The 9,490-nt window shown below is 67.3% G+C and carries 11 protein-coding genes; 5 read left to right on the top strand and 6 right to left on the bottom strand.

Translation table 11 applies throughout. The features are described from left to right. Nucleotides 1-125: 125 nt before the first annotated feature. The 6 genes from pstB to ACFVM3_RS20135 form a co-directional block, all read right to left on the bottom strand. A complete protein-coding gene (pstB, locus tag ACFVM3_RS20160; RefSeq protein ID WP_005152681.1) occupies nt 126-902 on the bottom strand; it encodes a phosphate ABC transporter ATP-binding protein PstB in 777 nt (258 codons plus the stop codon). A gap of 10 nt (nt 903-912) precedes the next feature. Then, nucleotides 913-1,830 carry a phosphate ABC transporter permease PstA gene (gene pstA, locus ACFVM3_RS20155; RefSeq protein ID WP_126736205.1) on the bottom strand — a complete coding sequence of 306 codons (918 nt, stop codon included), beginning with the start codon at nt 1,828-1,830 and terminating at the stop codon, nt 913-915. 2 nt (nt 1,831-1,832) lie between these two features. Beyond that, nucleotides 1,833-2,750, bottom strand: coding sequence for a phosphate ABC transporter permease subunit PstC (pstC, locus tag ACFVM3_RS20150; protein WP_126736300.1), 918 nt, complete (start codon nt 2,748-2,750; stop codon nt 1,833-1,835). A 200-nt stretch (nt 2,751-2,950) separates the two neighbouring features. Continuing rightward, nucleotides 2,951-4,075, bottom strand: a complete 1,125-nt coding sequence (pstS, locus tag ACFVM3_RS20145) for a phosphate ABC transporter substrate-binding protein PstS (protein ID WP_378440620.1) — start codon at nt 4,073-4,075, stop codon at nt 2,951-2,953. 229 nt (nt 4,076-4,304) lie between these two features. Then, nucleotides 4,305-5,180, bottom strand: coding sequence for a mycothiol synthase (mshD, locus tag ACFVM3_RS20140; RefSeq protein WP_378440618.1), 876 nt, complete (start codon nt 5,178-5,180; stop codon nt 4,305-4,307). A gap of 63 nt (nt 5,181-5,243) precedes the next feature. Then, a complete protein-coding gene (locus ACFVM3_RS20135; RefSeq protein WP_378440617.1) occupies nt 5,244-5,999 on the bottom strand; it encodes a DNA-binding response regulator in 756 nt (251 codons plus the stop codon). 143 nt (nt 6,000-6,142) lie between these two features. On the opposite strand from ACFVM3_RS20135, the gene ACFVM3_RS20130 reads away from it, so the two are divergent. The 5 genes from ACFVM3_RS20130 (at nt 6,143) to ACFVM3_RS20110 (ending at nt 9,288) form a co-directional block, all read left to right on the top strand. Beyond that, entirely contained in the window at nt 6,143-7,036 is an 894-nt protein-coding gene (locus tag ACFVM3_RS20130) for a DUF2993 domain-containing protein (protein ID WP_378440615.1), read from the top strand. Nucleotides 7,037-7,043: 7 nt separating this feature from the next. Then, nucleotides 7,044-7,484: a TlpA family protein disulfide reductase gene (locus ACFVM3_RS20125; protein ID WP_378440613.1), complete on the top strand. Its 441-nt coding sequence runs from the start codon at nt 7,044-7,046 to the stop codon at nt 7,482-7,484. A 203-nt stretch (nt 7,485-7,687) separates the two neighbouring features. Beyond that, nucleotides 7,688-8,122, top strand: a complete 435-nt coding sequence (locus ACFVM3_RS20120; protein WP_378440611.1) for a DUF4395 domain-containing protein — start codon at nt 7,688-7,690, stop codon at nt 8,120-8,122. A gap of 21 nt (nt 8,123-8,143) precedes the next feature. Continuing rightward, complete coding sequence (locus ACFVM3_RS20115; protein ID WP_034312619.1) at nt 8,144-8,980, top strand: sulfurtransferase; 837 nt, start codon at nt 8,144-8,146, stop codon at nt 8,978-8,980. After that, nucleotides 8,980-9,288, top strand: coding sequence for a DUF1416 domain-containing protein (locus ACFVM3_RS20110; RefSeq protein ID WP_034312617.1), 309 nt, complete (start codon nt 8,980-8,982; stop codon nt 9,286-9,288). Before ACFVM3_RS20115 ends, ACFVM3_RS20110 begins: the two co-directional genes overlap by 1 nt. The last annotated feature ends 202 nt before the right edge of the window (nt 9,289-9,490 follow it).

Raw genomic sequence — 9,490 nt, 5'->3', positions numbered from 1 at the left:
GTCCAGGACGACATCCACCAGCACCTCAGCGGACTACTCACGCCAGGCACCATCCAGCGTGAGGTCATCGACGTGGCCTCGGGACGCAGCCGAGGGAAGGGGGCCTTCACGCGCAAAAGGGAGACTCAGCCGAAGCGACCCGAGATGTAGTCCTCGGTCGCCTTCTCGTCCGGGTTCGAGAAGATCTTCTCGGTGTCGTTCAGCTCCACCAGACGACCCGGCTGGCCGACGCCCGCCAGGTTGAAGAACGCGGTCTGGTCCGAGACCCGCGCCGCCTGCTGCATGTTGTGGGTCACGATGACGATCGTGTACTCCTTCTTGAGCTCACCGATCAGGTCCTCGATGGCGAGGGTCGAGATCGGGTCGAGCGCGGAGCACGGCTCGTCCATCAGCAGCACGTCGGGCCGCACGGCGATGGCCCGCGCGATGCACAGCCGCTGCTGCTGACCACCGGAGAGACCGCCGCCCGGCTTGTTCAGCCGGTCCTTGACCTCGTTCCACAGGTTCGCGCCGCGCAGGGCGCGCTCGGCGACCTCGTCGAGCTCCTTCTTGCCCTTGGTGCCACCCAGGCGCAGGCCCGCCACGACGTTGTCGCGGATGGACATCGTCGGGAACGGGTTGGGCCGCTGGAACACCATGCCGATCGTGCGGCGGACCTGCACCGGGTCGACCCCGGCGCCGTAGATGTCCTCGCCGTCGAGCAGCACCTCACCCTCGACGCGGGCGCCGGGGATGACCTCGTGCATCCGGTTCAGCGTGCGCAGCACCGTCGACTTGCCGCAGCCCGACGGGCCGATGAACGCGGTGACGTTCCGCGGCGGCACCGAGAGGGTGACGCCGTCCACGGCGTGGAATTTGCCGTAGTAGATGTCCACGTCTTTGACGTCGATTCGTTTGGCCATCTCAAACAGCTCACTTCTTCTTCGGGGCGACAAGACGGGCAAAGAGCATGGCGAGGAGGTTCACGATCGCGATGATCAGTACCAGGGTGAGTGCCGCACCCCAGATCCTGTCGAACGCGACGGTACCTTCGTCGAACGGGTTGCTGACCCGTTCGTTGTTCATCAGAAGCGGCAGAGCGGCCTGCTCGCCACCGAAGATGTCCCAGTTCACGTAGGCCGAGTAGCCCACGAGGACCAGCAGCGGCGCGGTCTCGCCCATGACACGGGCGAGCGCCATCATGATGCCGCCGATGATGCCGGACAGCGCGGTCGGCAGGACGATCTTCATGATCGTCTTCCACTTCGGCACGCCGAGCGCGTAGGAGGCCTCACGCAGGTCGTCCGGGACGATCCGCAGCATCTCCTCCGAGGAGCGCACGACCACCGGGATCATCAGCAGCACCAGGGCCAGCGAGACGGCGAAGCCGCTGCGCGGGAGGCCGAAGGTGGTGATCCACAGGGCGTAGATGAACAGCGCCGCGACGATCGAGGGGACACCGGAGAGGATGTCCACCATGAACGTGGTGATCTTCGCGAGTTTGCCGCGGCCGTATTCGACCAGGTAGATCGCGACCAGCATGCCGATCGGGACCGCGATGATCGCGCAGACCAGGCCCTGCAGCACCGAGCCGATGACGGCGTGGGCGACGCCGCCGCCGACCTCGTCCGACAGCACCGAGCCGAAGTCCTCGGTCCACCAGTTGCTGTAGGGGATCCGCTTGACACCGTTGATGACCACGGTGGCGAGCAGCCACACCAGCGGCACGACGGCGATCAGGAACGACAGCCAGATCAGCGCGGTCGCGAGGCCGTTCTTGACCTTCCTCGCCATGCTGACCTGCTGGAAGGCGGGGGTGGTGGCGGGGGTCTTCTCGAGCGTGGTGGACATGCTCAGTCCCCCTTCTTGGCGATGACGGATCGCGCGATGAAGTTGACGACGAGCGTCAGCAGGAACAGCACGAGACCCGCCGCGATGTACGCGCCCGCCGAGATCTCGTTGTTGAGTTCCGCGTAGTCCGCCGCGATCTTCGAGGCGAACGTCGCGCCGCCGTCGAAGAGGCTCCAGGTGAACTCGCGGCCCACGATGCCGGTCAGGATGATCGCGAGCGCGATCGTCTCGCCGAGCGCGCGGCCGAGGCCGAGCATCGAAGCGCCGATGTAGCCCGCCTTGCCGAACGGCAGCACCGTGGTGCGGATGACCTCCCAGCGGGTGGCGCCCAGCGCCAGCGCGCCTTCGATGTGCGGGGTCGGCGTCCGCTCGAACACCTCGCGGGACAGCGAGGTGATGATCGGCAGGATCATCACGGCGAGCACGATGCCCGCGGTGAAGATGGTGCCGCGCATGTCCGGCGACACGTTGCCCGCCGCGAAGAGCGGGATCCACGAGAAGGTCTCGTTGACCCACTTCGAGAACGGCTCGATCGCCGGCGCGAAGACCATCAGGCCCCAGAGGCCGTAGATGATCGAGGGGACCGCGGCGAGCAGGTCGATGACGTACGCGAACGGCCGCGCCAGCCGCTTCGGCGCGTACTGGGTGAGGAACAGCGCGATCCCGAGCGAGATCGGCATGGCGATGATCAGCGCCAGCAGGGACGAGTACACCGTGACCAGCAGCAGGCCCATGATGCCGAAGCGCATGTCGTCCGGATCGGTCTGCCAGACCTGGCTGGTCAGGAAGTTCACGTTGTCGGCCTGGAGCGCCGGAATGGCCTGCACCAGCAGGAACAACCCGATCAGGCCGATCAGCGAGACGACGAAGACGCCGGCTCCGGTGGTCAGGATCTGGAAGATGCGGTCACCGGGTCGCACCGTCCTGGAATTGGGGCTCGCGAGGCGCACCGAGGACTGCTCGGGCGGTGACGCGGCAGATTGCTCCGAAATCGGGTCCTCCGTGAAGGTCTCGCGGACGCCAGAACGCCCACCGGGGTCGCCGGTGGGCGTTCTGGGCGAAGATGAATCGCTCATCGACTACTTCTGTCCAGCCTGTCTTTACCGCTCAACCGGAAGGATCAGGCGATGGCCTTGACGGCGGCCAGGACCTTGTCCTGCAGGCTCTGCGGGATCGGCACGTAGCCCTTTTCCGAGAGCGGCTTCTGCCCGTCGGTGGCGGCGACGTTCAGGAACGCCTTGACGGCCTTGGCGACCTCGGGGTCCGCGTACTTGGAGCACACGATCTCGTAGGTGGCCAGGATGACCGGGTAGGCGCCGGGCACGTTGCTGGAGTAGATCGCGTCCAGGTCGAGGGCCAGGTCGTTCGAGCCCTCCTTCTTGAACTTCGCCGCGTCGAGGGACTTGGCGACGTTCGCCGCGTTGAGCTCGACACCGCCGGAGCCGCTGTCGATGAGGGCGGTGCTGATGCCGTCCTTCGCGAACGCGGACTCGACGTAGGTGATCGCGCCGTCGGTGGACTTCACGGCGTTGGCGACACCGTTGGACTTCTCCGCGCCGTTGCCGACACCGCCGTTGAACTTCTTGCCGTCACCCTGGGTCCAGGCGCCCTTGGACGCGACCTTCAGGTACTTCTGGAAGTTGTCGGTGGTGCCCGACTCGTCGGTGCGCGAGATGACCTGGATCGGCTTGTCCGGCAGGTTCAGGCTCTCGTTGCCCTTGACCGCCTTGATGGCCGGGTCGTTCCACTTGGTGATGCCACCGTTGAAGATCTTGGCGGTGACCTCGGGGGTCAGGGTCAGCTTGTCGACCCCGGAAAGCTTGTAGGCGACGGCGACCGGGCCGACGACGAGCGGGAGGTTCCACGCGTCGGAGGCGCAGCGGGCCTTGGCCTTCTCGGCCTCTTCGTCCTTGAGGGGCGAGTCCGAGCCGGCGAAGTCGACCTGGTTCGCGTTGAACTGCTTGATGCCGGCGCCCGAACCGCTGGGGTTGTAGTTCACCTTCTGGCCGGAGCACTTGGCGGCGTAAGCCTGCACGAAGATGTCGATCGCGTTCTTCTGCGCGGACGAGCCCTCGGCCGAAAGCGGGCTCTTGCCACCGCATTCGACGTTCGCCGCGCCGCTGGGGGCGGCGGCGGCACCGGTGCTGCCGGGCTTGGTCGCCGCCGGGTCGGATCCACAGGCGCCGAGCACGAGGGCGGCGGTGGCCACGATGCCGATCGCGCCCGCGGGCCGCATGATCTTCACTGCATTTCCTCCACTGGGAGACTTTCGCCGGATCGGTGGAACGGGAGCGTTCCTTCCGGACCCGGACACTAAGCACCGACAGTGGACAGGCGGCCGTCTAAGGGTGAACGACAGGTGAACAAGGCGGCCGATGTGAGCAGCGCGACTACTCCGAAAGTGGCCCGTGTCCCAGCCGTGACCTGCGCGTCTGCTCTCCGTGACCGATTAAGTGCCGCACGTGTGAACGCGGTTACCGAGCGTATTGGGCGTCGACCTCGTATCGAGTGAAGCCCAGCTTCGAATAGACCGCCAACGCCGGAGCGTTGTCACCTTCGACGTACAAGATCACTTGGCCGAGCCCGCGATCCCGGAGGTACCGAAGCCCTGCGAGCGTCAGTGCCTTCCCGAGACCGCCGCCCTGGGCGTCCGGATCGATGCCGACCACGTAGACCTCGCCCGCGGGCTCGCCGCCGAACCGGCCGGGGACGGCGTCGTGGACCTTCGTCCAGTGGAAGCCGACGACCTCGCCGTCCTGCTCCGCGAGGAAGAAGCCCTCAGGGTCGAACCAGGCTTCCTTCTCGGTCGCCCGGACCTCGTCGGCGGTCAGGGCGCCCTGTTCGGGGTGCCAGTCGAAGGCGCGCGCGTTGACGCGGACCATCGCTTCCTCGTCCTGGCCGGGGACGAACGTCCGCAGCGTGACGCCCTCACGAGTCACGGGCTCCGGCCAGTCCGCGGCTTCCACATCGGCGTGCAGGATCAGCAGTTCGCGAGCGCGCTTGAAACCTTCGGTCCCGGCGAGGTGGACGGCGCCGGGGTGATCGCCGTGCGCCCAGACCCGCAGCGGTTTCCCGCCGACGTGGTCGACGAGCTCCTTGGTGAGCGCCCTGCCGTGCCCGGAGCGGCGGTGCCCCGGGTGGACGAACAGTTCGGCGACCTGGTTGCCGTGCGAATCGCCTTCGGTGTCCAGGTGCGCGTACGCGACCAGCTCGCCGTCGAGGCGCCCCAGAAGATGCTGCCCACCGGCGAAACCGGTGTCCTCCGGACGGCCGTCGGCCTCACGTACGGCGAGCAGGAAGCGGCGGATCTCTTCCGTGTCCGGTTCACCGGTCCAAGCCAGATCGAGCATGAAACCGACCCTACCGGGGAACCCGGCGCCCGCCCGGACGTCTTGTCAGGCAGGAGAGGGGATTCAGTGCGCGGAAAGCTCGTTCGGCTCGTAGACGCTCGCGTCCGGGGCGATGGCCTGCTTGGCCGCGGCGGTGTTGCCCTTGGAAGGCCGCTCGAACTTGTAGCCGACGTTGCGCACGGTCCCGATCATCTGCTCGTGCTCCGGCCCCAGCTTCGCGCGCAGGCGCCGGACGTGGACGTCGACCGTGCGCGTGCCGCCGAAGAAGTCGTAACCCCAGACCTCCTGCAGCAGCTGGGCGCGGGTGAACACCCGGCCGGCGTGCTGGGCGAGGTACTTGAGGAGCTCGAACTCCTTGTACGTCAGTTCGAGGGTGCGCTTGCGGAGCTTCGCGGTGTAGGTCGCCTCGTCGATGACCAGTTCGCCGACCCGGAGCTCGGCGTCGACCTGCGCGGCGCCGCCGTCGCGGGTGGTGACGAGGCGCAGCCGGGCGTCGACCTCGGCGGGGCCGGCCGTCGGGAGGAGGATGTCGTCGGTGCGCCATTCCGCGCTGACCGCGACCAGCCCGCCTTCGCCGACGACGGCGATGACCGGCGTGGAGGTTTCGTCCTCACCGGCGCCCTTGAGCAGGCGGCAGAGGCTCTTCGCGGAGGCGAGATCGCTCCGGGCGTCGAGGACGATGACGTCGCGGTGGCCGGCGTCGAGCAGCGCGGTCACTTCCGGAGCACGGACGCGTACGGTGTGGGGCAGCAGATCCAGAGCGGGCAATACCGTGGTGGCATCTGCTTCCGCGGTCAGTACCAGAAGGTCCAGGCTCATCGCCGCACCGCCTTCAGTCGTGGTCGCCTCGAACGTGGCTACAGCCGGTGCTTGGTGAGAATAGCGGGTGAACAGCCGAGGACCTACCCCGTGCTGGATCGATCACACCTGGCCAAAGAGGTTTACGAAGGAGATTCGACGCGATGGTGAGCAGGCCCGTGGCGCAGGACGACCGACCGTCTTCCGGCCGGTCCGCCAGGCGAGGAAAGCGCCGTGGCCGGGGCTGGCTCATCGCCCTCGCGGTACTGGTGGTGCTGCTGGTCGGGGCCGATTTCGGGGCGGCGGCGTTCGCCGAGCACACGATCTCCCAGAAGGCACGCCAACAGCTGGAACTGGCCAACGATCCGGCGGTCACGGTGCACGGTTTCCCGTTCCTGACCCAGGCCCTTTCCGGTGACTACAGTCACATCACGATCAACGCCCAGGGCGTCGCCGTCCCGCCGCGGCTGCGGGACGTGGACTTCAACGCCGACATGAGCGACGTCACGGCCCCGCTGTCGGATCTGACGTCCGGCAACACGAAGTCGATCGTCATCGGCACGCTCAAGGGCGAGGTGACGATCAAGGCCGCGGACATCGCGCGGCAGGCGCCGCTGGACAAGATCGAGAACCTGAAGATCGAGCCCGTCACCGAGGACTACGTCCGCAACGGCGACAGCGGGCAGGGCGAGACGAAGCCGACCGCGACGAACGAGAACGGCGAGCCGGTCGACACCGCCAGCACCGGGATCCGGGTTTCGGGCAACGTCCAGATCGCCGGGCAGAAGGTGGAGATCTTCTGCTTCGCGATGATCGAACTGGACGGGCAGAAGATCCGTCTCGAACCGAAGCGGCTCCAGTTCGGGAATGACAAGGAGACCACCGTCGTTCCCCAAGCCGTACAGGACGCGCTGCTGCCGAACTTCAACGCGACCATCGACACCGGCGCGATGCCGTTCTCGGTGACCCCGACGTCGGTGCGGGTGAACAGCGGCTCGGTGACCATCAAGGGCGAAGGCAAGAACGTCGCCTTCAGCGGAGCGAAGCCTCAGGGGTGACTTGCGGATGACCGGGGTGTGGGTGCTGCTGGGCGTACTGGTGCTCGGCGGAGTGGCCGGCGCGCTGCTGCAGGCGCGCAACGGCCGCATCCGCGCGGCGAAGTCCACCGCACCCACACTGCCCGGTCGCGTTTCGGGCGCACTCGCGCCCGAAGGCGTCACCCTGGTCCAGATCTCGACGACGTTCTGCGCGCCGTGCCGCCACACCCGCGCGATCCTGTCCGCGCTCGCGGAGAAGACCGACGGCCTGACCCACGTCGATCTGGACGTCACCGAAACCCCCGAAGTCGCCCAGGCGCTGTCGGTGCTGCGAACCCCGACGACCCTGGCGTTGACCGCGGACGGCCGGGAGGTCTTCCGCGTCGGCGGCGTTCCCCGAGGTCAGGACCTTCTCGACGCCCTGAAGCCCCATCTGATCCCGGATTCCGGGAAGCGTCCCAAGGTGTGAACACGGTTCCCAACCTGAGGGAGCTCTGCGTACCCTCGTGCCCGTGAACCGGCTGCCCCGAACCTTGCTGACCCAGCGCCGCGCAGTGGACCTGTGCCGCGTTCGCAGCAGCCTGTGTCCGGTTCGCTGATCGCGCTTTCGAAGCCGCCGCGCGTGCCTCTTCGGGCACGCATCTCTTTTCCCTCTCGTTCGCAGGAGGAACCATGTCCGCAGGACCGGCCGTCGACCCCCGTGGTCCGCGTTTCGCCGCCATCCTGACGACGATCGTGCTCGCGGTCGTGCTCATCACCCAGTGGTGGCCACTGCTCGCGGCGCAGGCGGTGGTGTTCGCGATCGGTGCCTTCATCGGCCTGAAGCCGGCGCCGTACTCCCTGATCTATCGCTACCTCGTCGCGCCGCGGCTCGGCCCGACGACCGAACGCGAGGACGCCGCCCCGCTGCGGTTCGCGCAGGCCGTCGGGTTCGTGTTCGCCGTGGCAGGCACCGTCGGTTTCGCCACCGGCCTGACCGCGCTCGGCTTCGTCGCGACGGCGTTCGCGTTGTTCGCGGCCTTCCTCAACGCGGCGTTCAACTTCTGTCTCGGTTGCGAGATGTACCTGCTCATCAAGCGTTTCAGCCCCAGCCCTCGCGCGTCCTAACCCAGAAAGAGAGTCAGCTCCATGAGCCGTGAAGACGTCCTGGTCACCACCCAGTGGGCCGAGGAGAACCTGGACACCCCGGGTGTCGTGTTCATCGAGGTCGACGAGGACACGACCGCGTACGACAACGGACACATCCGCGGGGCGGTGAAGTTCGACTGGCGCAAGGACCTGCAGGACGGCGTCCGCCGCGACTTCGTCAACAAGGAGGGCTTCGAGAAGCTGCTGTCCGAGAAGGGCATCTCGAACGACGACCGCGTGATCCTCTACGGCGGCAACAACAACTGGTTCGCCGCGTACGCGTACTGGTACTTCAAGCTCTACGGCCACGACAAGGTGCAGCTGCTCGACGGCGGCCGCAAGAAGTGGGAGCTCGACGGCCGCGAGCTGAACTCGGACGAGGTCAAGCGCGAGCCGACCGAGTACAAGGCCAAGGAGCAGGACCTCTCGATCCGCGCGTTCCGCGACGAGGTCGTCGCCGAGATCGGCAAGAGCAACTACGTCGACGTGCGCTCGCCCGACGAGTTCTCCGGCAAGCTGCTCGCCCCGGCGCACCTGCCGCAGGAGCAGTCTCAGGTGCCTGGCCACATCCCTGGCGCGCTGAACGTCCCGTGGGCGAAGGTCGCCAACGAGGACGGCACCTTCAAGACCGAGGAAGAGATCAAGGAGCTGTACTCCGACGAGGGCCTCGACGAGTCGAAGGCCACGATCGCGTACTGCCGGATCGGTGAGCGCTCGTCCATCGCGTGGTTCGCGCTGCACGAGCTCCTCGGCTACGACCAGGTGAAGAACTACGACGGTTCGTGGACGGAATACGGCTCGCTCGTCGGCGTGCCGGTCGAGTTGGGAGCTAAGTGATGGCAGACGACAGCTGCGGCGCCCCGGCCCAGGAGGCCACGCCCGCCGATTACGACACCCGCGGCCAGGTCGTGCTGGCGGGCAAGGTGACCGGTTCGGAGGGCCCCGTGGGCGGCGCCTTCGTGCGGTTGCTGGACGGCGGCGGCGACTTCACCGGCGAGGTGGTCTCGTCGGCCGACGGCGATTTCCGCTTCTACGCGGCCCCCGGTGACTGGACGGTGCGCGCGCTGCACCGCTCCGGCAACGGCGAGGCCTCCGTCACCGCGCAGGGACCCGGCGTACACCAGCTGGCGATTTCGGTCGCCTAAGACGGGCTGAAGGGGCCCTTCACCGCATCTCATGCGGTGAAGGGCCCCTTCGTCGCGTCTGATGCGGTGAAGGGCCCTTTCAGCCCGTGTGGGCACGGCCACGCGACCTCGGCAAGGCCGTCCGGGCAGGTAGCGACTAAAGTGCGTGGCGTGGAGATCCTGTTTACGACCCTGCTGGTGCTCGCCGGCGTCGCGATCACCT

This window comes from Amycolatopsis sp. NPDC057786 (assembly GCF_042797905.1).
In the GTDB taxonomy this organism is placed as follows: Bacteria; Actinomycetota; Actinomycetes; order Mycobacteriales; family Pseudonocardiaceae; genus Amycolatopsis.
Note: the sequence above shows the minus strand (reverse complement) of the source record. Positions and strands in the feature narration are given on the sequence as shown.

Bases quoted from the DNA above. Each gene is read 5' to 3' on its own strand.
- ACFVM3_RS20135 (WP_378440617.1), bottom strand. From the start codon at position 5,999: ATGAGCCTGGACCTTCTGGTACTGACCGCGGAAGCAGATGCCACCACG.
- ACFVM3_RS20125 (WP_378440613.1), top strand. From the start codon at position 7,044: ATGACCGGGGTGTGGGTGCTGCTGGGCGTACTGGTGCTCGGCGGAGTG.
- ACFVM3_RS20115 (WP_034312619.1), top strand. From the start codon at position 8,144: ATGAGCCGTGAAGACGTCCTGGTCACCACCCAGTGGGCCGAGGAGAAC.
- ACFVM3_RS20110 (WP_034312617.1), top strand. From the start codon at position 8,980: ATGGCAGACGACAGCTGCGGCGCCCCGGCCCAGGAGGCCACGCCCGCC.
- ACFVM3_RS20120 (WP_378440611.1), top strand. From the start codon at position 7,688: ATGTCCGCAGGACCGGCCGTCGACCCCCGTGGTCCGCGTTTCGCCGCC.
- mshD (WP_378440618.1), bottom strand. From the start codon at position 5,180: ATGCTCGATCTGGCTTGGACCGGTGAACCGGACACGGAAGAGATCCGC.
- ACFVM3_RS20130 (WP_378440615.1), top strand. From the start codon at position 6,143: ATGGTGAGCAGGCCCGTGGCGCAGGACGACCGACCGTCTTCCGGCCGG.
- pstA (WP_126736205.1), bottom strand. From the start codon at position 1,830: ATGTCCACCACGCTCGAGAAGACCCCCGCCACCACCCCCGCCTTCCAG.
- pstB (WP_005152681.1), bottom strand. From the start codon at position 902: ATGGCCAAACGAATCGACGTCAAAGACGTGGACATCTACTACGGCAAA.